The following is a 20,915-nucleotide window of genomic DNA, read 5'->3' as shown; positions in this document are numbered from 1 at the left end:
GTGAACCAGGCACATCCTGACCCTTCCATGCGCCCCACGGTCGCGTATTTGGAATTGGAACCTGAGCCTCGCCGCATGGCTCGCGCCGTCGGACCCAGTAAGCCGTCGCGCCTCTGGTCGACACCGCCCGGGCAGTCGGATTAGACGAGCGTGTGGTTGTCACGACCAGGAATGGTTGCGTAGGCCCAAATTACCAATTGATTGGTAGCTTCATGCTATGTACGTAACCATCGACCGGGTGGGACGGGTGGTCATCCCCAAAGCGCTGCGTGTTGCGCTGGGAATCACCCCGGACACGCCGCTCGAACTGATTCCCGACGGATCGGGTCTAAGGATCGAGCCCGTTCGACGCCGCCAACGGTCGATCGACACCAGCGACGGCCTGCCGATACTCGGCGACGTCGAGGGTGCCGTGCTCACCGAAGACGACGTCCGTCGAATTCGCGATGACCTCCAACGGTGACCGCTGGGCGTGTGACACCAGCGTTGCCGTCGCCGCTCTCGATCCGACCCATGAAGCACATCCGGCCTGCCGCCGAGCCTTGGTTGACCTTCGTCCTGCGCTAGCGGGGCATGCCGCGTTCGAGACGTATACAGTGCTGACCCGGTTGCCTCTTCCACTGCGCCTCGATGCCGGCCAGGCGGCCTCGGTACTCGCCTCGGCTTTCCCCGGAGACTGCTGGCTCGACGCGACCGGATCCCGCGACCTTCGTGAACGGCTTGCTCGCCTCGACATCGTCGGCGGATCGGTGTACGACGCCCTCGTCGGCCAGGCGGCCGTCAACAATCACCGCATCCTGCTTACCCGGGACCGGCGCGCTGAGCGCACGTATCGCTCACTCGAGGTCGACTACCGGTTCGTTGACTGACAGCCAATCCAGCTGAGTCCCACTGGTTGAGGTGTGGTGACAGCTACTGGCTGACCAGAAAAACGTCGTTGACATCACCGCTGGCACTGTTTTTAAGGGCGCTCTACCAATACATGTAATGCCAGTGCGCCCCTCATCGGGATGGCATGGGTTCACGTCGTCGTTGCACCGTGCGGACGAAGAAACACGCAAAGGAGCAGTTATGAAACTGCATTATATTGCAACCATGTTCGTGACAGGTGCGGCTGCTGCGGCCATTGCCGCCGCGCCAAGCGCTTCCGCGACAAGCACGGTCACCGGCCCCGATGGGGGCGCATCGACCGCGACGAACCAGAGACAGGGCCACGTCGCAATTCAGGTTGCGCCGCCGACGGTGTCAGATGCGCGCAGCTACGGTGAGTTCTCCTCACCGGGGCCCTTGCAAGGCAACCTTTCTCGCGACTAGGGATTCCTAACAACCTCCTTGGCGACCAACCCAAACGCGGACGCCGGTGTCCGAACAACGACACCTGCGCGGCGTCCGACGTTCTGGTCAACCGAGGCCGTGATCGACATCGGCGGCATCCCACCGGATGATGACGACGGCCGAAGGTCAGCCCCGCGTGGAGGACGACGATCTTGACGCCAGTGCCACCGGGGTCCCCGCCACTCCGGTGTTATCCGCACTCTGTTGTGCGAGCGCGGCGCTCGCGATGACCTGAACTCTTTGGCCCGCAATGACAACCGGCTCGATCGAGTGCAGCGTGCGGAAAAACACGGAGCACGCGTTCGGAACAGCCTATCGTCGGCCGAGTACAAACGATCTATCTAGGAGGCTGCGATGCCGACAGTCGACGTGCCATCAGGTCCCATCGCCTACGAAGACACCGGCGGAGACGGGCCGATCGTCGTGTTCGGTCACGGCCTGCTGATGGACGGCCGGCAATGGCGCAAGGTCATCGCGCTGCTACCCGAATACCGGTGCATCACACCGACGCTGCCTATGGGCGCCCACAAAGAACCGATGAGCCCAGACGCCGACCTGAGTGAACAAGGAATGGCGGCGATTCTCGCCGATTTCCTCGATGCCCTCGACCTCGGGGACGTGACCCTCGTCCTCAACGACTGGGGCGGCGGGCAGTTCATGATCTCCGACGGCCGCGACGAGCGCGTGGGCCGACTGGTGCTGGCGTCGTGTACGGCGTTCGACAACTACCCACCGAAACCGGCGCGTCCGGCGGCGCTGCTGTGCCGCATGCCCGGCGGCGGGTGGCTTCTGTCCAGGATGCTCGGGACCAACTTCTTCCGGCACAGTCGGCGCGCCTATGGAGCGCTGACCAAGAAGGGTCTGCCCGACTGGTTGTTCGACGAGTGGTTCCGGCCCGCCGTCGAGAATGCCGCGATCCGCCGCGACCTGGTCAAGTTCGCCACGGGCGCTCCGTCGCGCCGCCGGTTGCTCGAACTGTCCGAACGGATGCGGACGTTCACGCGTCCGGTGCTCGTCGTGTGGGCCCGCGAAGACCGGATGATGCCGTTGGCGCACGCGGATCGATTGGTCGAACTGTTCCCGGACGCCACCAAGATGGTCATCGACGACTCCTGGACACTCATCCCCGAGGACCAGCCGGAGGCAATCGCAGATGCGTTGCGGGACTTCGTAGCCTGACGCTCTGACGCGTCAGCGGAAGCGGACGTTCATAGTCGCCAAGCCGAAGATCTTCTTGCCGGCGGACTTCGCGCCCACGATGACGACGCCGGAGCGAGTGGCCGGGTCCAGCGATTTGATCCGGCCGCTGAACTCGATGTCGGCGCCCTCTTTGGCCGACACGATCGCGGGTGCGGACAGCCGTACCGCGTAGCGGGTGACCGCACCGGGGTCGCCCGACCACGCCGAGTGAAAACCCGCACCCAGCCCCATGGTCAGCATTCCGTGGGCGATCACGTCCGGTAGCCCCGCCAGCTTGGCGATGTCCTCGTCCCAGTGGATCGGGTTGGCGTCGCCGGCAACTCCGGCGTAGTTCACCAGGTCGCCGCGCGACAGCCGGGTGTGATGCACCGGCAGCTCGTCGCCGACATTGAGCTCGTCGAAGGACGGCGTCCCGGGCTCGCGGGTCATACCCCCTTCAGCGATCCGGATCTCCCCCTCGGGGCGCACCGTCTTCTCGTAGGCGGCATCGAGCGTGCCGATTCCCGAGAAATCGACGTCATGCATCATCGCGTTCTGCACGGCGGACTTGATCGCCGGATCGACGTCCTCAGCGGTCACTCCCACCACGGTGGTGTGCAGGGTGTGCACCCGCTCGCCGGCGGTGTCGGTGAACGTGTTCGTCACCGTGATGAGGTCTCGGCCGGCGATCTTGCGCACGTTCGTCAGCTCGACGTCGACGGTCAACTCGTCGCCCGCGACGATCGGACGGTGCTGTTCGAAGACCTCTTCGGTCTGCATGTAGGTGTCGTAGCCGACGACGATCTCTTCGAACATGCGGCGGTTGCACGACATACCCGGCGTCGAAGTGAACGTCAGCGGCGCCACCACGTCGGAATATCCCAGCTCAGCGGCGGCTGCGACGTCCCAGTGCGCGGGGTGGTAGTCCTGCACTGCCCTGGCGTATTCGCGTACCTTCTCGCGGCCGACAAGGTATGTGCCGTCCATCTGGTACCAGTGGCCGACCCGCGCTTCGAGCGCTGACGTTTCTGCTGCTGCGGTCATGCGTGCCCAACTCTTCTATCGGCTGGTTCGTTGAGGCCGATCGAAGCACCCTAACGCGCTCACCACGTCGGCCCACAACGTCAAGATCCGAGCAGTGAGTCCGCCGCCGCCACTACGCGACGCAGATGGCCGAGCCGCTATGTTCATCGAGTGCAAATCTCCCCTGCTCGTGCGCTCGCTCGGTGGCTCCCTTCGGTCCTGACCGCGGTTGTTGTATGCGGCGGACTTCTGGCTTCCCCACCGGCTCCGGCTCCGGTAGTGCACCTGGTCAGCGAGGCGAACCCGTTGGCCGGGATGCGGTTCTACGTCAACCCCGCATCCGCGGCCATGCGTGCTGCGCAGAAGGCCGATCCGCCGAGCCCCGAACTGACTGCCATCGCGAACACGCCGCAGGCGTACTGGCTCGTCCCCGGCGGTTCCGCGGCGACGGTCGCGAAGTACGTGGGTGACGCGCAAGCAGCCGGCGCCTTGCCGGTGCTGACCCTCTACGGCATTCCGCACCGCGACTGCGGCAGCTTCGCGGCAGGTGGTTTCGCGTCGGGCGCCGACTACCGGGCGTGGATCGACGGCATCGCAGCCGACCTGGGTGGCTCGCGGGTGGCGATCATCCTCGAACCCGACGCGCTCGCCATGGCCGATTGCCTGTCGGGTGACCAGCGCCAGGAGCGGTTCGACCTGATCCGCTACGCCGTCGATACCTTCACCCGCAATCCGGCCGCGGCCGTGTACGTCGACGCGGGTCACTTGCGCTGGCACAGCCCCGAGGAGATGGCCGCCAGGCTCAACCAGGCCGGCGTCGACCGAGCGAGGGGATTCAGCCTCAACGTCGCGAACTTCTTCACCACCGAGGAGGAAATCGGTTACGGGGAAGCGATTTCGGGCCTCACGAATGGCTCCCACTACGTGATCGACACGTCGCGCAACGGCAATGGAGCGGCCCCCGACTCACCGTTGCATTGGTGCAATCCGGACGGCCGAGCACTGGGTGTTCCGCCGACCACGCAGACTGCGGGCCCGCACGCCGACGCGTACCTGTGGATCAAGCGGCCCGGTGAATCCGACGGAACCTGCGACAAAGGCGATCCCCCGGCGGGCACCTTCGTCAATCAGTACGCCGTCGAGCTGGCCAGCAACGCCCGTCCGCGGTAAAGCCTTGGGCGCCAACGTTTAGCGGTACCCCGGGGCGTACATCTAGTCGTCCTCGGGTCGGTCGGCGTAGACGCCGCGGAGCATGCCGGTGGCTTGTCCGATCTCGATGAGGTAGCCGTCGGGGTCGCGGATATAGCAGCGTATCTCGGCTTTGCGGTCCAGTGGTTCGGTAAGGAACTGAGCGCCTTTGGTTTTGGCGTCGGCGTGGAATGCGTTGATGTCGGCCACTCGCACGTTCAGAAACGCCGAGACTGGGTCGCCAGCCTGTGGTGGCGAGAGGGTGATGTCGGGTTTGTCCGGGGTGGGCCCGCCGCCGGGGTTCATGATGATCCAGCTGTTGGCAACCTTGATGATGGCGGGGTTCTCCTCGAGAACGATTTCACCGCCGAAGATGTCGGCGTAGAAATCGCGCGAGCGGGCGACGTCGCGGACGGTCAGAAAGTGCGTCAAGATCAATCCCTGTTCGGGAGCTGGTAGATCGTTGCGGTTGACCACAATTCCCCTTTCAGTGAGCTGACGGCTACTGCTTGTGACGCCATCGGTGGGGATCGACTTCGAGCGCGGCTCGGTCCCAGTTGCCGCGTTCAGCAGCCGCTTGATACGTGGTGTGCAGGAACTCCAAAAGGTTTCTGTCCGGATCTGCCGCGGTTCGCACCGCCTCGTACGGCAACAGAAACTGGCCGTTCTCGGTGCTGTAGAAGGCTTGCTCAGGTGCAACGGGATAGTCGGCAAAGCCGTTGGGCTCGGGATAGGCGTAGGCGTAGAACGCGCCTTCGTCGCCGCCGCCCGGCCAGAAGCCGCAACTGCTCAGCTCGTGGGAGTAGCCCTCCTCCATCACCCAGTCACCACAGTTGGGCGCGCCGCCGGGATGCTTGGGCGCAGTGCGGCCAGAGAACCTGGTGCAGGCCAGATCCATGGCGCCCCAGAAAAAGTGCACGGGGCTGACCTTGCCGATGAAATGCGAGCGAAATTCGTGCATAACTCTGTCGGCCGCTACGAGTTGGCGCCAGAACAGCTGCACGGCGTCGGCATCGTAGGAGGCGTGCTCATCGTCGTCGGCGAATGGGATCGAGGGCTCGACTTCATTCGGCCTGGCCTGAATCTCGACCGTGATTCCGAGCTCACCGAGCGCACGCACTGTCTCGCCATAGAACTCAGCGACGGGTTTGGGCTCGAGCGCAATCTGACGGGCGTCGCCGTCGCTGGAGCGGATGTGTAACCGATGCTCGATGAAGTCGAACTCGATGTCGAACACCCTCGCTCCGGACGGCACTGCGGAAGTGGTCAATCCCCGCGGGCTGACGTAGAGAGTGGTCTGCCACCAATGGTTGATCATCGGCGCATGCGCGAGCCGGATCTTGCCGACGATCTGTGTCCACATATGCAGTGTTTCGCGTGACGCGCTCCAGTCGTCGACCCGCAGCTGTGGCCAGCCGTTCGACGACGCGGACTTGGTTGTGGCGATGCCTGCCATGTTCATCAGCTTTCCCCGGGCGGACAGAACCTACGCATAGCGATCAGTGACTGCCGCAAGAACCGCCGGCAGGGCGAAGGCCAAAGGTCGCGCGACCGATAACCCGAACGAAAGAGGAAGTCAGCGAGACAGAACGGTATTACGATTTCACAACAGGCGACAGAAATCTGTAATAGCGTGGGTGGATGACCCCGTACAAAGGTGAAGCCGTCGACCACCTGCCCTTCGCCACTACAGAGAAGGCCGCGCGCTATCGCACGGAGAACTATCAAGGAGCGGTGGGTCTCAACTGGTTCACGACCGATCCGACGCTGCGGTCGACGATGGCGTATTACTTGCAGCCCGACGAGCTGGCGTTCGCCGAACCCCACTTGACGCGCGCCGGAGAATTGATGGGCGGGCCGGTGGCGCGGTGGGCCGAAGAGACCGACCGCAGTCCCGCGCGCCTCGAACGGTATGACCGCTGGGGCCATGACATCAGCCAGGTGGTGCAGCCGCCGTCGTTCATCCAATCCAAACGCGCGATCCTCGAGGCTCAGTCGGTGCTGCGCGAAGAAGCGCGTGCCAACGGTGTGAGCCCCTCTCTGATCTTGTTTGCGTCGAACTATCTGATGAACCAGGCCGACATCGGCATGGGCTGCGCGCTGGGGACTGGCGGCGGCATGGTCAAGTCGCAAGTCTCGGCCTACGCGCCGGCCGATGTGCGGGATTACGTACTGGCCAAATTCGCCTCGGGCGAATGGGAGGGCGAGACCGCTCAGATGTTCACCGAACGTACGGGCGGCTCGGACCTCGGCGCGCTGGAGACGACGGCTACGCGGCACGGTGACGCGTGGCTACTGAACGGATTCAAGTGGTTCGCCTCGAATTGCGACGGCGAGGTGTTCGTCGTGCTGGCTAAACCGGAAGGTGCGCCGGACTCCAGCCGCGGTATCGCCACGTTCCTCGTGCTGCGGACGCGTCGCGACGGATCGCGCAACGGCATCCGGATCAGGCGGCTCAAAGACAAGCTCGGCACCCGATCGGTGGCATCTGGCGAAGTGGAGTTCGTCGACGCCGAGGCGTTTCTGTTGTCCGGAGAGGCCACCGGTGATGCCGGGCCGTCCGACGGCAAAGGACTGGGCCGGATGATGGAACTGACGAACTCAGCGCGACTGGGCACCGCTCTGTTCGCTGCGGCTGCTGCCCGACGGGCACTGGTCGAGTCATTGTGTTTTGCCCAGAGCCGGTGCGCATTCGGCGAAACGCTAAGCGACAAGCCGTTGATGCGGCGCAAGCTGGCCGAGATGATCATTGACTCCGAAGCCGCCCTCGCGCTGGTATTCGATGGGACAGGTCATCCGAATCACCAACAGCCACATCAAGTTCGGCAGCGTATCGCCGTGCCGGTGACCAAGCTGAAGGTCGCGCGGTTGGGTATCACTATGGCGTCCGACGCGATCGAGATCCACGGCGGCAACGGCTACATCGAAACCTGGCCGGTCGCACGGATTCTTCGGGATGCTCAGGTAAATACCATTTGGGAGGGCCCGGACAACATTCTGTGCCTGGACGTCAGGCGGGGAATCGAGAAGTCGAGCGCACACGAGCCGATGCTGGCGCGGCTTCGTGACGCGATATCGGTGTCCGACGACGAAGGAACGACACACCTGGTCAGCCGCCGCATCGACGATCTCGACGCCGCGATCACCGCATGGAAGAAGCTCGATGGCGATCTTGCGGAGGCGCGGTTGTTTCCGCTCGCGCAGTTCATCGGCGACGTCTACGCGGCCGCATTGCTGACCGAGCAGGCGGCTTGGGAACGCGCCACCTACGGGTCGGATCGCAAGGCGCTGGTGGCTCGGTTGTACGCACAGCGCTACCTCGTCGACCACGGACCGCTTCGCGGCATTGACGCCGACGAGGACGAGGCGATCGGACGCTTCGACGAACTCGTGTATGGGGCGCTGACGCTGGATTGAACGCTTCAAGGCTTATGCGAACGCGAGCGGGCGCAGAGGAAGTCGCGATTGACTCAGCTGTCTGTGACGTTGCGTGCCGACGTACCGGCGCTGTCGATGCCCCATGCGATGATCCGGCGCGGCGTGATCCGGATGATGTCGCCGCTCAGGCCGCCCTCCGTGGTACCTGCTCCGGGGAGGGCGGTGGCGGTTCCTCGGATCTCGATGCCGCGCGCGTCCGGCGGGCTCACAGAGACCACGGTGTCGACGATGAAGGCCACGTTGGGCCGACTGATTACGTTGCGCCACTTCTGTGTTGAGGCCAGCGCATGGCCGACGATGTCGATCGTCGTGTCCTCGGGGCCAAGGTGTACGCCGACCGGGCGGATCTGCGGATCACCTGCCGGGCCGATCGTGCAGAGTCGCCCGATCGGCTCATCGCGCAGGTAGGCCAGTTCGGCCGGGCTGAATGTCATGGACTCCGCCTTCGGTAGTGGTTTCAGTGCTGGCTTTCCAGGTGCTGGTGCAGTCGGGTGAAGGCCCGTTCGATGACCTTGAGCTCATCCGGTTCAACGTGGTCGAAGAACAATTCGCGGACCGCGTCGGTATGCAGCGGCACGGCCTGCCGCAGCACGTCCGCACCGCTGGCGGTGAGCACTGCTCGATAGCCTCGGCCGTCCTCTGGTACCGGTTCACGGAGCACCAGACCCCGTTTGGCCATCGCGGTGATCTGGTAGGTGGTTCGGCTGCGCGAAAACACCATCTTCTCGGCCAGTTCACTCATGCGCAGTCTGCGCTGCGGTGCATTGGCCAGCAGTCTGAGCAGGTGGTAGTCCATGAGGGTGATTCCGGCATTCTCGCGCAACCGTTCGTCGAGCCTGGTCTCCAGTCGCAGACTGGCCTCGATGTAGGGCCGCCAGGCGCGCTCCTGCGCCGCGGTCAAGCTGCGTGCCATACCGGCCCTCTCGGTGATCGGTTCAAATCGAAACTATCCACTGACGCATGCTTGAAATACGTCTAGGCTGTGACTACTCTCATGGTAATACAAGTTTGAACTAACCGCACGCCGCGAGGAGCGATTTCGATATGACACACCGAATCGACTGGGATCAGGCATACCGGTCCGACGAGGCACCCGCATGGAACATCGGTGCGCCGCAACCGGAGTACGCGGCATTGATCGATGACGAAGCGGCTGTCAGTGGTGAGGTTCTCGACGCCGGCTGCGGGCACGCCGAGCTGGCGCTGGCGCTCGCCGCCCGTGGTCACACGGTCGTGGGAATCGACCTGAGCCCGACCGCGATAGCTGCCGCGGCCGACGCCGCGAAGGAACGTGGGTTGACCAACACGACCTTCGTGGCCGCCGACATCTCGTCACTGACCGGGTACGACGCGCGGTTCGGCACCATCTTCGACAGCGGGCTGCTGCACGCGTTGCCCGATGAGTTGCGCGACGGCTACCTGAAATCGATGCATCGCGCGGCGGCGCCCGGCGCCAGGTTCTACATCCTGGCCTTCGGAACCGGGGCGTTTGGTGAGCACGACGGGCCCGGGCCCACCCAATTCACCGAAGGTCAGCTGCGCGAGCAGGTTTCGCGGTACTGGCAGGTCGAGGAGATCCGTCCGGCCAAGCTGCACTCTGTGGTCCCGGTCAACGGCCAGACCCAAATGCCCGGGCACTTGGTGGTCGCACGCAAGGCTGGCTGACTCCAGATCAGTTGCCCACATCCGCGCTGACCCGCAACCGCGGCTTGTGTCGACCACCGGAATCGGCGACCCGATCCCACACGGCATCGACCAACGGCGCCAACAGCGCGCCAACGTTCAGCGGTACCCCAGGCTGGGCAGCAGCACGTCGTCGACCAGAATGCGGACCGTCTCCTCGGTCGGCGGCCGTGTGGAAACCAACGCCCTAAATACCAGATATCCCGGTAGCAAGTCGTAGATCTCGTCGTTGATCGCTGCCGCGTCGATCTCTCCGCGCTCGACAGCCTCGGCCAGCAATTCGTTGATCACGAGTTTGCGCTGATGGAGAAACTCGTCCTGCATCGCTCGTTTCAACCTCGGGTTGTGCGACATCTCGTTCAGCACCGCCCGCATCGTGCTGCCGTGCGCACACGCCTGCCTGCACACCGAGGCGCCGAGCTCCAGCAAGTCGCTGCGCAGCGAGCCGGTTCGGGGCGGGACGGCGGTGACGCGGGTGCCTTCGACGAAGGCCGCGAGCACTAGGTCCGCCTTCGACGGCCAGCGCCGGTACACGGTCGCTTTGCTCGCTTTCGCCTGTGTCGCCACGGCTTCGACGGTCAATCGGTCGTACCCGTGCTGCTGCAACTGCTGCAGCGTGATCGCCAACAGTTCCGCTTCGCGGCGGGTCCACCGCGATTCCGGCGCATCGTGCGCGTGTTCCGGCGGCACACGTCCTCCTTGACCGAGCTTTATAGCGCGTCATCCATGACGTAGCGCTTGCCCTGGTCGATACGGTACCGTACCGTTCCATTTCGGCCCTCCGCAGCCGCTCTGCGCGACATGCCCACGTCCGATCTCCGCAATTTTGTGCCGTGCCGAGATGTGCAGGCGCGAGGATGAGGAGAATCGATCGGGTACCCCGATCGAGGCCGACTACCGATGCAAGGACCTGGTGCAATGCCGTCGACGGTGGAGTCTTACGACGCAGGACCGACCGACACCCCGGTGCTCGAGCAGACGATCGGCGCCAACTTCGAAGCCACCGTCGCCCGTCACCCCGACGGTGAAGCGCTCATCGACGTCGCGCAGGGTCTGCGCTACACGTGGGCCGAACTCGACGCCGAGGTCGACGTCGTGGCCCGGGGCCTCATGGCGTTGGGGATCGGCAAGGGCGAGCGGGTCGCCATCTGGGCGCCGAACTGCGCGCAGTGGACACTCACGCAGTACGCGACAGCGAAGATCGGCGCGATCCTCGTCAACATCAATCCCGCCTACCGCACCCATGAATTGGCCTACGTGCTCAACCAATCCGGGGCCCGAACGTTGATCGCCGCGACGTCGTTCAAGACGTCTGACTACGTGGCGATGGTCGAGCAGGTCCGCGCGGACGTGCCAGCGTTGACCGACGTCGTCCACATCGGGACGGCCGACTGGGACGCGCTGCGGGCGGGCGCCGACGAAGTGACATCCGAGGCCTTGGCGAAGCGGATGGCCGGCCTATCCAACAACGACCCCATCAACATTCAATACACCTCGGGTACAACGGGTTTCCCGAAGGGAGCGACACTCTCGCACCGCAACATCCTCAACAACGGATACTTCACCACGGAGCTGATCAAGCTCGGCCCGCACGACCGATTGTGTATCCCGGTGCCCTTCTACCACTGCTTCGGCATGGTGATGGGCAACCTCGGTTGCACCAGTCACGGCACCACGATGGTAATTCCCGCACCGGGTTTCGATCCCGGATCGACGCTCGCCGCCATCGAGGGCGAACGCTGCACCGGCGTGTACGGCGTCCCGACGATGTTCATCGCCATGCAGAACCACCCGGAGTTCACCGACCGCGACCTGTCAACGCTAAGGACCGGGATCATGGCCGGCGCGGTCTGTCCGGTCGAGGTGATGAAGCGCTGCATCAACGACATGAACATGTCGGAGGTGGCGATCGCGTACGGCATGACCGAGACGTCGCCGGTGTCGTGCCAGACGCTCATCGACGACGACCTGGAACGGCGCACCGCGACGATCGGACGGGCGCATCCCCACGTTGAGATCAAGATCGTCGACCCGGACACCGGTGCGCTCGTCGAGCGCGGACAGCCGGGCGAGTTCTGCACGCGCGGATATTCGGTGATGCTGGGCTACTGGAACGACGACGAGAAGACCGCTCAGGCAATCGATTCCGACGGCTGGATGCACACCGGCGATCTGGCCGTGATGCGTGACGACGGCTACTGCAACGTGGTGGGCCGCATCAAGGACATGGTTATCCGCGGCGGCGAGAACATCTACCCGCGAGAGATCGAGGAGTTCCTCTACACGCACCCGGACATCGAGGACGCCCAGGTGATCGGCGTGCCCGACGCCCGGTACGGCGAGGAGACATGCGCGTGGATCCGGATGAAGCCGGGTCGTCCCGCGCTCGACGCCGACGCCGTGCGCGCGTTCGCTGCAGGCAAGCTCGCGCACTACAAGATTCCGCGATACGTGCACGTTGTCGACGAGTTTCCGATGACGGTCACGGGCAAGGTGCGCAAGGTCGAGATGCGCGAACGCAGCGTCGACATCCTGGGCCTTGACCGCTAGCGTCCAAGGTGAGGCGCAGGCGGATTCTCAACCGGCTGGCCCGCCGTCCACGAGGCCAGGAGGTCTAGGGCGTGTGCGGTCGGGGAGGCAGGTTCTGCCGCGTAGAGGGTGAGCGTCAGCCCGGGTTCGGAGATCATGTCGACGCTCTCGTAGGTGAGCTCGAGGTCGCCCACGACGTCATGGTGGAACCGTTTGGTCCCCGCGCCGTGATAGCGGACGTTGTGAGCGCCCCACCGGCGACGGAAGTCCTCACTGCGAGTGGATAATTCGCCGACGAGATCGTGCAGCAGGTTGTCGAATGGATCACGACCGGCCTCGGTGCGAAGGATCGCGACACATGTGTCGGCCGCCTCATCCCAATTCGGGTAAAAGCGGTGCGAGTCATCGTCGAGGAAGGTGTAGCGGGCGAAGTTCGGATGGCGGCTCGGGTCGCTGTCGTACAACGATGAGTGCATGCCGCGCCCGAGGTGATTGACGGCGAGCAGATCCATCCGGCCATTGCGGACGATCGCCGGGGCGGTGAATTTGTCGAGCACCCACTGCAAGCCGGGCCGGGGCGCCCAGCGTTTCGCGGGGCGTCGTCGCGGCCGCATGCCGGCAGCGGTGCCGTCGGCGGCGTGGGCCAGGTGGAACAGGTGAGCGCGTTCGGCGTCATCGAGTTGGAGCGCACGGGCGATCGCGTCCAGGACGGACGCCGAAACGCCGGCCAGAGCGCCGCGTTCCAGCTTGCTGTAGTACTCGATGCTGATCCCGGCGAGGTCGGCAACCTCCCCCCGGCGCAGTCCAGGGACTCGGCGGGAACCGGTCACCGGCACACCGGCCTGTTGCGGGGTCACCTTGGCTCGTCGCGAGACCAGAAACTCGCGGACCTCGGCGCGGTTGTCCATGTCCTCCACGGTACGAGGGCGCTACGGCTCGTGGGATGTCTTGTCATTACACCTTTCATCAGGAACTCCCACGCCGGCTGGCAAGGCTGGTTTCGTTGTGCACATGCCGGGAAGCCAGTCCAGACTTCCCGCCCGGGATGTTGTCAGGAGCTCTTCATGCATGGCGCGCGTCGTGGCCTGTCCAAGCTGACCGGTTTCGTCGCGCTGGAACTCTACGTCGTTCCCGGTGCCGGCCACGTCGATCTCTACGACCGGGTCGACCTCATTCCGTTCGACAAATTGACGGAGTTCTTCCAGGACAACCTGCAACCGTCGCCATAGGCGACCTCGAACCGTACGAAGGAGAAGCCATGCGTCAGGTTTTCATGAACGCCCCCGGCGATGTGAGCGTCGGAGAGCGTGACGACCCGAAGATCGTCGAGCCGACGGATGCGATTGTCCGCCTTACGGCGACATGTATCTGCGGGTCGGACCTGTGGCCCTACCGGGGCGTCGAAGACGTCGACCACACACCGATGGGGCACGAGTATGTCGGCGTCGTCGAGGAGATCGGCGGCGAGGTGAAAACCCTGAAGGTTGGCGACTTCGTCGTCGGCTCGTTCGTGATCTCCGACAACACCTGCGAGATCTGCCAGGCTGGTTACCAAAGTCGTTGCGTGCACGCTGAATTCGTCTCTGCCACGATCGGCACTCAAGCCGACAAGGCCCGTATCCCGTTCGCCGACGGCACCCTCGTGGCGACACCCGGTCAACCGGATGCGGAGCTGATCCCCTCATTGCTGGCCGCATCCGATGTCCTCGGAACGGGCTGGTTCGCCGCCGTCGCCGCCGAGGCCGGCCCCGGCAAGACCGTCGCCGTGGTCGGTGACGGCGCCGTCGGGCTAATGGGTGTGCTGGCCGCCAAGCAGCTGGGCGCCCAACGGATCATCGCAATGTCCCGCCACGCCCACCGGCAAGACCTTGCCCGTGAGTTCGGCGCGACCGACATCGTCGCTGAACGCGGTGAGGAGGGCGTGGCCAAGATCAAGGAGCTCACTAGTGGGCTCGGCGCGCACTCGGTGATCGAGGCCGTCGGGACACAGGAATCGTTCCTGCAGGCCATCGGTGCTACCCGGCCCGGCGGGCACATCGGCTTCGTCGGCGTCGCACACGAAGGCGTGTCGATTCCGGCGGATGAGCTGTTCTTCGCCGAGGTGCACCTGCATGGCGGTCCCGCCCCGGTGCGCCGGTTCCTGCCCGAGCTGATCCAGCTGATCTGGGACCGAAAGATCAACCCGGGCAGGGTGTTCGACCTCGCCCTGCCGCTCGAGCAGGCCGCCGAAGGCTACTCCGCGATGGACGAGCGCCGCGCCATCAAGGTGCTGCTCGAGCTCTGATACCTGTGACATCGAAAGAGGAGGCTTCACTCATGAAGCCGACCGACGACTTCGCCGGCCGCGTCGCGTTCGTCACCGGCGCCACCAGCGGGATCGGCCAAGCGACCGCTGTCGCGTTCGCAGCGCGCGGCGCCGCGGTGGTCGTCGCCGATATCTCCGCAGACGGGTGCCGCGAAACCGCCGAATTGATCGAAAGGTCCGGGGGACAGGCGCTGGCGGTGACCTGCGACGTGACCCAGAGTCGCGACGTGCAGGCGGCGCTGAACCGGGCCGTCGAGTCCTTCGGGCGTCTGGACTTCGCGTTCAACAATGCCGGCGTGGAACAACCGGTCAAACCGATCGTCGACATCGCCGAGGACGAGTGGCACCGAGTCGTCGACGTCAATCTGCGCGGTGTGTTCCTGTGCATGAAACACGAGATTCCGCTGATGCTGGAGACCGGTGGCGGCGCGATCGTCAACACCTCTTCGGGCGCCGGTGTCAGCGGCTTCGCCGGGCAGGCCGCCTACGCGGCGAGCAAACACGGCGTGATCGGGATGACGAGGTCCGCCGCCCTGGACTATGCCTCCGACAACGTCCGGATCAATGCTGTGTGTCCTGGCATCATCGACACCCCCATGATGGACCGCTTCTCCGGCGGCACACCCGAAGGCCGCAAGCGCGTCATCGACCAAGAACCCATCGGGCGCATGGGCCGGCCCGACGAGATCGCCTCCGCAGTGCTCTGGCTGTGCTCCGACAACGCCGCCTTCACCATCGGCCACGCCCTGGTCGTGGACGGCGGACAGACCGTGGGCTGACCAGGCGCGCACGCACCCCGACACATATGAGCCCTGGCACGGCTGGTATTGATGCAGCATGCCCATGCCTCGAATCCTGGCTGCAGGATGCCGGAGCGGCGCCTGCACATTGACCCTCGCGTTCAGCGTCATCGCCCTGACCGGTTGTTCGGCACTCGACAACCAGACGGCGAACAGCTCTGAGACCTCCGGCGTGCAGACTGCGGCGACCGCGTTGCGAACCGATGCAACCGCCCCGGCGCCCTACCCGCCGCCGTCCGTCGAGCGGAAATTGCCGATCGGCGACGTCTCCCTCGCCATCGACGACCGCCCCGGCCTGGGGGAGATCATCGTCGACAGCTCCGGCCGCACGCTGTATGCCTTCTCGGCGGACTCGGCGAACGAGCCCACCTGCTACGGCGAATGCGCCGACACCTGGCTGCCCGTGCTGGCCGACAGCGATCCGGCGGGCGGCATAGGTATCAGCGTGGCGGCGGCCCGGACCGTGCCGCGCCGCGACGGCGGTGACCAGGTGACCTACAAGGGAATCCCGCTCTATCGATACGCAGGCGACACGACGGACAGGGACGCCAAGGGACAGGGTTTGGACATGTTCGGCGGCGAATGGCACGTCCTGACGAAAAACGGCGAGCCCCTGGCTTGAGGATCGCCGAGGAATAGCGTGATCCGAACGGGCGTTGCCAGCCCCTGACGACGGCAGTTAGGTGCGCACATGAAGTTCGGGATCTCCACTTTCGTCAACGACGACACCATCGACACTGCGTCGTTGGCCCGCGCGATCGAAGAACGGGGTTTTGACGCGCTCGCGATCGCCGAGCACACCCACATCCCGGCCAGTCGGCAGTCTCCGTACCCGATGGGCGGTGACCTGCCCAAGATCTACTACCGCACGCTGGATCCGTTCGTCACACTCGCGGCCGCCGCGGCGGTGACGTCGACGATCGAGTTGATCACCGGAATCGCTCTGCTCATCCAGCGCGACCCGATCATCACCGCGAAGGAAGCGGCCAGCATCGACCTGATCTCGGGTGGCCGGTTCGTGTTCGGCGTCGGCGCCGGCTGGAACATCGAGGAACTGCGGCACCACGGCACCGACCCGAAGACGCGCGGCGCGCTGCTCGACGAACGTATCGAGGCCATCAAGGTGTTGTGGACGGAGGAACCGGCCGAATACCACGGCCGCTACGTCGATTTCGACTCGTCATACCTGCGTCCCAAACCGGTTCAGAAGCCCCATCCGCCGATCCTCGTCGGCGGCGACTCCGATGCCACCGTCAAGCGGGTGATCCGCCATGGCGCCGGCTGGATGTCGAACCCACTTCCGGTCGAGCGGCTGACCAAACGCATCGACCAGATGCGTGCGGGCGCGAACCACGACGTCCCGCTGACGACATTCGGCACCCCGATCGACCCGGATTACTGGCGCGCCCTCGAGGACCTCGGCTACCGGCAGGCGAACCTGCTGCTGCCCACCAAGCCGCGCGATGAATCGCTTCGTCTGCTCGACGAATACTCCGAGAAGGTCGCCGGGTATCGCGGCTGAGCCAGGCTCGGCGGGCTGGGCTCGCTTAACGGGTGATTGCAGACACCGATGCTTGCAATCCACCACTTAGGGCCGTATGGCCCAAGCCTCGAATTGCTGCGCCAACTTAACGGCGAGTTGCAGAACCGAGACTCAAATGTGGCTGGCGTCGCCGGAAGCGGCATAGCTACTGTCTATCTACGTACGTAGTTACTACGTAGAACGGTTCTTTATCGACTAGCGTGGAGGGCAGTCTTGCGTCGCCGGGAAGCAATTCGCGTCGGATTCCTCGCCATCGTGCCCGTCGTGATCGGGACATCTGCCGGGGTCGCCCGTGCTGAACCTGGGCAGTGGGACCCGACTCTGCCCCGCCGTGTGAGCGCTGGGGCGCCGGGTGATCCGGTGGCAATCGCCAACGCTTCGCTGCGTGCGACCCAAGTCGCAGCCGAAACCGCGGTCGATCTCGGACGCAGATTCCTGAGCAGCCTGGGGGTCGGAGACTACAGAGCGTCAGGGGCTACGGCGTTGCGTGGTAACCGGGTTCACGGCCCGCAAGCGATCGAATACGTGATTTCACGGGCAGGCTCACAGATTGGGGTGCCGTACTCCTGGGGAGGCGGAAGTCTGACCGGACCGAGCAAGGGCGTCGACTCGGGTGCCGACACCGTCGGCTTCGACTGTTCGGGGTTGACCCGTTTCGCTTTCGCGGGTGTCGGGGTGCTGCTCCCGCGATGGTCCGGCGACCAGTACAACGCGGGCCGGCATGTCCCGCGATCGCACGCCAAGCGTGGCGATCTCTTGTTCTGGGGCCCCGGTGGAAGCCAGCACGAGGCCCTCTATCTCGGCAACGGCCGGATGATCGAAGCGCAGCAAACCGGTGTGCCAGTGAAGGTTTCGCCGGTACGCATTACCGGGATGACGCCGTCCGTCACTCGTGTGATAGAGACCTGACTCGGGCCTCAGCGTGGAGCGTCGTCGTCCGTCGCTAGTGCACTGCCGGCGAGCCACTGATCCCACGGCACACTCCAGTCACCGTTCTGCCAAATGGGCAATGGCTCACCACCGGTGTTGCGGACTTCGAACACATCGCCGGGTTGGGAGAATTCATAGAACCACCGTGCGTTGTCGGCGTTGACGTTTAGGCATCCGTGGGAAACGTTGGTGTTTCCTTGCGCCCAGATTGTGTCGTCGAGTTGGTGCACATAGATTCCGCTGTTGGTCAGTCGTACGGCGTAGTTGACTGTTTGTTTGTAGCCCAATGGTGCGTCGACCGGTAGCCCATAGGTCGAAGAGTCCATGACGACGGGATTGGCCTTGTCCATGACCGTGTAGACACCGGGCTGCGTCCAGAACGAGATCGTTTGGTTTCCAACGACTTCCGATCCGCCCATGCCCATCGAGGTCGGAATTGTCCGGACCAGTTGCCCGTTGCTGTATACGCTGATCTGCTTGGTGGCGTCGTCGGCGATGGACACGTGCGAATCGCCGATGCGGAACGACACTGCGCTGTCGCGCTCGCCGTAGAGTTCGTCGCCAAGGTGTGCTCCGTAGAGGTCGGCGCTCACTGCGACTTGGGTGCCCGGCGCGTAATAGTCCCGCGGGCGCCAATGTGCGTGCTGGTTGTCCATCCAGTACCACGAACCCTCTACCGGCGGAACGGTTTTGACTAGAAGCCGCTCCTCGGCGGCGGCGCGGTCGCTGACAGGCCTGTCGAAGCGGGCCACGATGACGGTGCCGACCCCGTAGGTGCCCCCCTCGACCAGCTCCGCCCCCGATGTCGCGGTAAAGGTCACCGCGGTCTGTTGCGCTGGTGTGAGCGTGGTGAAGGTCGAAGTGTGCGTATCGGGGATTCCGGTGGGACCACGGCTCGAGGTGAGCAGCGTGTAGGTGCGGCCGTAACCAAGCGGATTGTCCGATTGCCAGGATCGTCGGTCGGTGCTCAACGACCCGGGCACGGCGTCATTCATGTCGTCGACGAGTGTGACTTCGGTCAGCGTTCCCATGCTTGCGCTGACCCGTACAGCGCTCAACGGGTCCACTGCTGAAGCTTGCGAGGCAGGCGAGACGGCTACGACCGCTGGGATTGCCGGCAGTGGAGGCGGCGCCACTTCCACCGTGGTGCCCGCCATGCCCGATCGGTCGACGAGCCAGACGGTAGCGGCGACAAGCGACGCCACGAGTAGTGATCCGATCCGCTTGCGGCGCATAACCGAGGCCACAGTGAGAGCTCTCCCGTCTGCTGTTCCCGCTCTAAGAGCGTGGTGTGCTACAAAGGCTACGTACCTACTACGTAACTACGTAGCTCACACGCTAGCACGGAGGTGGACGATGGGCGGTTCGCGGCGAGACGGCCTCAGCAAGGACCTCATCTTCATCGGGGGACTGGTCGTCGTTGCCGTCGCCTTGATCCTGTATCTGGTGCTACCAACCGACAACGACGCTGCGCCGGCGCCGGGCGCGACACCCTCGTCGGCGTCGGCGGTCACCGGGCCCGGCGAGACCGCTGCCGCGGGTGGTGAGGGGGCCGGACTGGTTTCCGTCGAACGCCGGCTCGCGGAGGACCCATTCGCTCTGGGTAGTCCTGACGCACCCGTGGTGATGGTGATGTTCTCGGACTACCGATGCCCGTTCTGCGCCAAGTTCAGTCGAGACACCGAACCTAAACTTGTCGAGCGCTTCGTCGATTCGGGAACCTTGCGCATCGAGTGGCGCGACTTCCCGATCTTCGGTGAGCAGTCGATGCTGGCGGCTCGTGCCGGGCGCGCAGCAGCAGAGCAGGGCAAGTTCTGGGAGTTCAACCGTGCCGTTTACTCGGCTGCTCCGGAGCGATCGAAAGCAGATTTGCCCGACGAGGTTCTGGTGGACTTCGCCGAGCAGGCCGGTGTCGCCGATCTCGACAAGTTCACTGCGGGAATGCGAGGCAACGCCTTTGACGGCGCCATCAATGCCGACCTGGCGCAGGGCAACAGCATCGGCGTGCCCAGCACTCCGGCGTTTCTGATCAACGACGTCCCCCTGCTCGGCGCTCAACCGACCGAAGAGTTCGTTCGCGCGATCACCGAAGCGCTGGAGAACTGATGATCGGCGTCGGCGTGCTCGGGGCCTTCCTGGGTGGAGTGGCCTCGCTAGTGAGTCCGTGTTCGGCGCTGCTGTTGCCGTCATTTTTCGCCTATGCGTTCGACCGATTGCACCTCCTGCTCCGCCGGACCTTCATCTTCTGGATCGGTCTGTGCACCGTCTTGATGCCGATCGGCGCCGGAATTGGTGCGTTGGGCAATGCGATCACGCGCTACCGCAGCGAAGTGACGCTGATCGGCGGACTGATCCTGATCGCATTCGGTCTGATGACCTTGCTCGGCAAGGGATTTGGCATGCCCGGCATGCAAGCGATCACGGGCCGGATCAACATTTCCACCTCACTGTCGGTACTGGCGCTCGGGGCCGTATATGGGCTGGCCGGTTTCTGCGCAGGCCCCCTTCTTGGGGCGGTCCTCACGATGTCGGCGATGGGTCAAGACCCGGTGTACGGGGCGCTGCTCATGGCGATCTATGCCCTCGGCATGGCCGCACCGCTGTTTGTGCTTGCGTGGCTGTGGGATCGCTTCAACCTTGCCAAGCGAGGCTGGCTGCGAGGACGGCCGCTACGGCTCGGTCCGTTGCAGACACACACCACGTCGCTGCTCAGCGGCGGGATTCTGATCACCATCGGTGGTCTTTTCCTCATCACCGACGGCACCGCGAATCTCGGTGGTGTACTGACCGTCGATGCCGAATACGAATTGCAGGTGTGGCTCAGTCGGCTGTCCGCTGGAGCGAGCGATCCTGCGGTGTTGCTTGGTGTTGTAGTGGTGCTCATCGCATGGCAGGGCGTGCGGTTGTGGCGGCGCCACGCCCGCTCGCACACCGCCTCGGCGGAACCCGCCGATCATTGAGC

24 protein-coding genes are annotated in these 20,915 nt (G+C 64.5%); 16 read left to right on the top strand and 8 right to left on the bottom strand.

The features are described 5' to 3' along the window. The first annotated feature begins 217 nt into the window (after positions 1 to 217). From AU185_RS00550 to AU185_RS00540, 4 genes are all read left to right on the top strand, one after another. The gene (locus AU185_RS00550) at positions 218 to 463 is read left to right on the top strand and encodes an AbrB/MazE/SpoVT family DNA-binding domain-containing protein (RefSeq protein ID WP_059100382.1); all 246 of its coding nucleotides are present in this window, start codon (positions 218 to 220) and stop codon (positions 461 to 463) included. Further along, a complete protein-coding gene (locus AU185_RS25750) occupies positions 447 to 869 on the top strand; it encodes a type II toxin-antitoxin system VapC family toxin (protein WP_059100381.1) in 423 nt (140 codons plus the stop codon). Before AU185_RS00550 ends, AU185_RS25750 begins: the two co-directional genes overlap by 17 nt. A 202-nt stretch (positions 870 to 1,071) precedes the next feature. Continuing rightward, positions 1,072 to 1,314, top strand: a complete 243-nt coding sequence (locus AU185_RS24930) for a hypothetical protein (RefSeq protein WP_156425342.1) — start codon at positions 1,072 to 1,074, stop codon at positions 1,312 to 1,314. Between the two features lie 375 nt (positions 1,315 to 1,689). Continuing rightward, positions 1,690 to 2,514 (top strand): alpha/beta fold hydrolase, encoded by an 825-nt coding sequence (locus AU185_RS00540; RefSeq protein ID WP_059100380.1) that lies wholly within the window; start codon positions 1,690 to 1,692, stop codon positions 2,512 to 2,514. A 12-nt stretch (positions 2,515 to 2,526) separates the two neighbouring features. Here the strand turns inward: AU185_RS00540 and AU185_RS00535 are convergent, their stop codons facing one another. After that, positions 2,527 to 3,558: a fused (3R)-hydroxyacyl-ACP dehydratase subunits HadA/HadB gene (locus AU185_RS00535; protein WP_059100379.1), complete on the bottom strand. Its 1,032-nt coding sequence runs from the start codon at positions 3,556 to 3,558 to the stop codon at positions 2,527 to 2,529. Between the two features lie 150 nt (positions 3,559 to 3,708). Here AU185_RS00535 and AU185_RS00530 point away from each other — a divergent pair, with 150 nt between their 5' ends. Then, entirely contained in the window at positions 3,709 to 4,707 is a 999-nt protein-coding gene (locus AU185_RS00530; protein ID WP_059100378.1) for a glycoside hydrolase family 6 protein, read from the top strand. A 42-nt stretch (positions 4,708 to 4,749) separates the two neighbouring features. Here the strand turns inward: AU185_RS00530 and AU185_RS00525 are convergent, their stop codons facing one another. Both AU185_RS00525 and AU185_RS00520 read right to left on the bottom strand, forming a co-directional pair. Beyond that, complete coding sequence (locus AU185_RS00525; protein ID WP_231740359.1) at positions 4,750 to 5,157, bottom strand: VOC family protein; 408 nt, start codon at positions 5,155 to 5,157, stop codon at positions 4,750 to 4,752. Positions 5,158 to 5,227: 70 nt separating this feature from the next. After that, on the bottom strand, positions 5,228 to 6,181 hold the full coding sequence (locus AU185_RS00520) for a DUF5996 family protein (RefSeq protein ID WP_059100753.1): 954 nt from the start codon (positions 6,179 to 6,181) through the stop codon (positions 5,228 to 5,230). Between the two features lie 185 nt (positions 6,182 to 6,366). Here AU185_RS00520 and AU185_RS00515 point away from each other — a divergent pair, with 185 nt between their 5' ends. Continuing rightward, a complete protein-coding gene (locus tag AU185_RS00515; RefSeq protein ID WP_059100376.1) occupies positions 6,367 to 8,142 on the top strand; it encodes an acyl-CoA dehydrogenase family protein in 1,776 nt (591 codons plus the stop codon). A gap of 53 nt (positions 8,143 to 8,195) precedes the next feature. Here the strand turns inward: AU185_RS00515 and AU185_RS00510 are convergent, their stop codons facing one another. Beyond that, positions 8,196 to 8,597, bottom strand: coding sequence for a PPOX class F420-dependent oxidoreductase (locus tag AU185_RS00510; RefSeq protein ID WP_059100375.1), 402 nt, complete (start codon positions 8,595 to 8,597; stop codon positions 8,196 to 8,198). A 23-nt stretch (positions 8,598 to 8,620) separates the two neighbouring features. Beyond that, positions 8,621 to 9,076 (bottom strand): MarR family winged helix-turn-helix transcriptional regulator, encoded by a 456-nt coding sequence (locus AU185_RS00505; RefSeq protein WP_059100374.1) that lies wholly within the window; start codon positions 9,074 to 9,076, stop codon positions 8,621 to 8,623. Between the two features lie 131 nt (positions 9,077 to 9,207). On the opposite strand from AU185_RS00505, the gene AU185_RS00500 reads away from it, so the two are divergent. Further along, complete coding sequence (locus AU185_RS00500; RefSeq protein ID WP_059100373.1) at positions 9,208 to 9,828, top strand: class I SAM-dependent methyltransferase; 621 nt, start codon at positions 9,208 to 9,210, stop codon at positions 9,826 to 9,828. Positions 9,829 to 9,945: 117 nt separating this feature from the next. Here AU185_RS00500 and AU185_RS00495 read toward each other — a convergent pair whose 3' ends face one another. Continuing rightward, on the bottom strand, positions 9,946 to 10,536 hold the full coding sequence (locus AU185_RS00495) for a TetR/AcrR family transcriptional regulator (protein ID WP_059100372.1): 591 nt from the start codon (positions 10,534 to 10,536) through the stop codon (positions 9,946 to 9,948). Positions 10,537 to 10,764: 228 nt separating this feature from the next. Between AU185_RS00495 and AU185_RS00490 the strand changes: the two genes are divergently transcribed. Next, positions 10,765 to 12,396, top strand: a complete 1,632-nt coding sequence (locus tag AU185_RS00490; RefSeq protein ID WP_197413446.1) for an AMP-binding protein — start codon at positions 10,765 to 10,767, stop codon at positions 12,394 to 12,396. Here AU185_RS00490 and AU185_RS00485 read toward each other — a convergent pair. Further along, on the bottom strand, positions 12,393 to 13,283 hold the full coding sequence (locus AU185_RS00485; protein ID WP_059100751.1) for a helix-turn-helix transcriptional regulator: 891 nt from the start codon (positions 13,281 to 13,283) through the stop codon (positions 12,393 to 12,395). The genes AU185_RS00490 and AU185_RS00485 overlap by 4 nt on opposite strands. 156 nt (positions 13,284 to 13,439) lie before the next feature. Between AU185_RS00485 and AU185_RS24925 the strand changes: the two genes are divergently transcribed. The 6 genes from AU185_RS24925 (at position 13,440) to ripB (ending at position 17,932) form a co-directional block, all read left to right on the top strand. Continuing rightward, positions 13,440 to 13,604 (top strand): hypothetical protein, encoded by a 165-nt coding sequence (locus AU185_RS24925; protein ID WP_156425341.1) that lies wholly within the window; start codon positions 13,440 to 13,442, stop codon positions 13,602 to 13,604. A gap of 29 nt (positions 13,605 to 13,633) precedes the next feature. Continuing rightward, positions 13,634 to 14,659 carry a zinc-dependent alcohol dehydrogenase family protein gene (locus AU185_RS00480; protein ID WP_172800358.1) on the top strand — a complete coding sequence of 342 codons (1,026 nt, stop codon included), beginning with the start codon at positions 13,634 to 13,636 and terminating at the stop codon, positions 14,657 to 14,659. Positions 14,660 to 14,691: 32 nt separating this feature from the next. Next, a complete protein-coding gene (locus tag AU185_RS00475; RefSeq protein ID WP_059100371.1) occupies positions 14,692 to 15,459 on the top strand; it encodes an SDR family oxidoreductase in 768 nt (255 codons plus the stop codon). Between the two features lie 109 nt (positions 15,460 to 15,568). Further along, positions 15,569 to 16,102 (top strand): COG4315 family predicted lipoprotein, encoded by a 534-nt coding sequence (locus AU185_RS00470; protein WP_231740358.1) that lies wholly within the window; start codon positions 15,569 to 15,571, stop codon positions 16,100 to 16,102. A 69-nt stretch (positions 16,103 to 16,171) separates the two neighbouring features. After that, positions 16,172 to 17,002: an LLM class F420-dependent oxidoreductase gene (locus AU185_RS00465; RefSeq protein WP_059100369.1), complete on the top strand. Its 831-nt coding sequence runs from the start codon at positions 16,172 to 16,174 to the stop codon at positions 17,000 to 17,002. Between the two features lie 273 nt (positions 17,003 to 17,275). Further along, positions 17,276 to 17,932: an NlpC/P60 family peptidoglycan endopeptidase RipB gene (gene ripB, locus AU185_RS00460; protein ID WP_502687727.1), complete on the top strand. Its 657-nt coding sequence runs from the start codon at positions 17,276 to 17,278 to the stop codon at positions 17,930 to 17,932. 8 nt (positions 17,933 to 17,940) lie between these two features. Here the strand turns inward: ripB and AU185_RS00455 are convergent, their stop codons facing one another. Continuing rightward, positions 17,941 to 19,188 (bottom strand): L,D-transpeptidase, encoded by a 1,248-nt coding sequence (locus AU185_RS00455; protein ID WP_059100367.1) that lies wholly within the window; start codon positions 19,186 to 19,188, stop codon positions 17,941 to 17,943. 121 nt (positions 19,189 to 19,309) lie between these two features. Here AU185_RS00455 and AU185_RS00450 point away from each other — a divergent pair, with 121 nt between their 5' ends. Continuing rightward, positions 19,310 to 20,059, top strand: coding sequence for a DsbA family protein (locus AU185_RS00450; RefSeq protein WP_059100366.1), 750 nt, complete (start codon positions 19,310 to 19,312; stop codon positions 20,057 to 20,059). Further along, positions 20,059 to 20,913, top strand: coding sequence for a cytochrome c biogenesis CcdA family protein (locus AU185_RS00445; RefSeq protein WP_059100365.1), 855 nt, complete (start codon positions 20,059 to 20,061; stop codon positions 20,911 to 20,913). Before AU185_RS00450 ends, AU185_RS00445 begins: the two co-directional genes overlap by 1 nt. The last annotated feature ends 2 nt before the right edge of the window (positions 20,914 to 20,915 follow it).

The organism is Mycobacterium sp. GA-0227b, assembly GCF_001499855.1.
In the GTDB taxonomy this organism is placed as follows: Bacteria; Actinomycetota; Actinomycetes; order Mycobacteriales; family Mycobacteriaceae; genus Mycobacterium.
The sequence above is the reverse complement of the archived record's forward strand: the minus strand, read 5'-3'. Positions and strand labels throughout refer to the sequence as shown.

Excerpts from the sequence above, each read along its gene's own strand:
- AU185_RS00535 (WP_059100379.1), bottom strand. The coding sequence starts at position 3,558 with ATGACCGCAGCAGCAGAAACGTCAGCGCTCGAAGCGCGGGTCGGCCAC.
- AU185_RS00445 (WP_059100365.1), top strand. The coding sequence starts at position 20,059 with ATGATCGGCGTCGGCGTGCTCGGGGCCTTCCTGGGTGGAGTGGCCTCG.
- AU185_RS00475 (WP_059100371.1), top strand. The coding sequence starts at position 14,692 with ATGAAGCCGACCGACGACTTCGCCGGCCGCGTCGCGTTCGTCACCGGC.
- AU185_RS00455 (WP_059100367.1), bottom strand. The coding sequence starts at position 19,188 with ATGCGCCGCAAGCGGATCGGATCACTACTCGTGGCGTCGCTTGTCGCC.
- AU185_RS24930 (WP_156425342.1), top strand. The coding sequence starts at position 1,072 with ATGAAACTGCATTATATTGCAACCATGTTCGTGACAGGTGCGGCTGCT.
- AU185_RS00480 (WP_172800358.1), top strand. The coding sequence starts at position 13,634 with ATGCGTCAGGTTTTCATGAACGCCCCCGGCGATGTGAGCGTCGGAGAG.
- AU185_RS00450 (WP_059100366.1), top strand. The coding sequence starts at position 19,310 with ATGGGCGGTTCGCGGCGAGACGGCCTCAGCAAGGACCTCATCTTCATC.
- AU185_RS00550 (WP_059100382.1), top strand. The coding sequence starts at position 218 with ATGTACGTAACCATCGACCGGGTGGGACGGGTGGTCATCCCCAAAGCG.
- AU185_RS00540 (WP_059100380.1), top strand. The coding sequence starts at position 1,690 with ATGCCGACAGTCGACGTGCCATCAGGTCCCATCGCCTACGAAGACACC.
- AU185_RS00465 (WP_059100369.1), top strand. The coding sequence starts at position 16,172 with ATGAAGTTCGGGATCTCCACTTTCGTCAACGACGACACCATCGACACT.
- AU185_RS00505 (WP_059100374.1), bottom strand. The coding sequence starts at position 9,076 with ATGGCACGCAGCTTGACCGCGGCGCAGGAGCGCGCCTGGCGGCCCTAC.
- AU185_RS00510 (WP_059100375.1), bottom strand. The coding sequence starts at position 8,597 with ATGACATTCAGCCCGGCCGAACTGGCCTACCTGCGCGATGAGCCGATC.
- AU185_RS00520 (WP_059100753.1), bottom strand. The coding sequence starts at position 6,181 with ATGGCAGGCATCGCCACAACCAAGTCCGCGTCGTCGAACGGCTGGCCA.
- AU185_RS00490 (WP_197413446.1), top strand. The coding sequence starts at position 10,765 with ATGCCGTCGACGGTGGAGTCTTACGACGCAGGACCGACCGACACCCCG.
- AU185_RS25750 (WP_059100381.1), top strand. The coding sequence starts at position 447 with ATGACCTCCAACGGTGACCGCTGGGCGTGTGACACCAGCGTTGCCGTC.
- AU185_RS00485 (WP_059100751.1), bottom strand. The coding sequence starts at position 13,283 with ATGGACAACCGCGCCGAGGTCCGCGAGTTTCTGGTCTCGCGACGAGCC.
- AU185_RS00515 (WP_059100376.1), top strand. The coding sequence starts at position 6,367 with ATGACCCCGTACAAAGGTGAAGCCGTCGACCACCTGCCCTTCGCCACT.
- AU185_RS00500 (WP_059100373.1), top strand. The coding sequence starts at position 9,208 with ATGACACACCGAATCGACTGGGATCAGGCATACCGGTCCGACGAGGCA.
- AU185_RS24925 (WP_156425341.1), top strand. The coding sequence starts at position 13,440 with ATGCATGGCGCGCGTCGTGGCCTGTCCAAGCTGACCGGTTTCGTCGCG.